Origin of the sequence: Burkholderia sp. Bp8984, assembly GCF_003853755.1 — a bacterium.
Classification (GTDB): Bacteria; Pseudomonadota; Gammaproteobacteria; order Burkholderiales; family Burkholderiaceae; genus Burkholderia.
Genome location: NZ_QTQN01000117.1, coordinates 1 through 335 on the forward strand (window position 1 = coordinate 1; position 335 = coordinate 335).

The following is a 335-nucleotide window of genomic DNA, read 5'->3' on the forward strand; positions in this document are numbered from 1 at the left end:
AGCCGACGACAGGCCAGTCGACGTGGAAGTCGACAGCGAAGCGACCGAGCTATCGGTCGAGCTCAGGCCGGTCGACAGCGAGCTGATGCCGGTCGAGGTCGACGTGGACAGCGAGCTGATCGAGCTGGTCGCCGACGAGAGGCCGGTCGACGTGGAGGTCGACAGCGACGCGACCGAGCTATCGGTCGAGCTGAGGCCCGTCGACAGCGAGCTGATGCCGGTCGAGGTCGACGTGGACAACGAGCCGATCGAGCTGTTAGCCGACGACAGGCCAGTCGACGTGGAAGTCGACAGCGAAGCGACCGAGCTATCGGTCGAGCTCAGGCCGGTCGACA

Annotated in this window: 1 protein-coding gene; it reads left to right on the forward strand. The window is 66.0% G+C overall.

Annotation, left to right across the window (positions count from 1 at the left end):
* Positions 1–335: hypothetical protein (locus tag DID98_RS36565; RefSeq protein WP_311767947.1), on the forward strand; the 335-nt coding region annotated here is incomplete at both ends.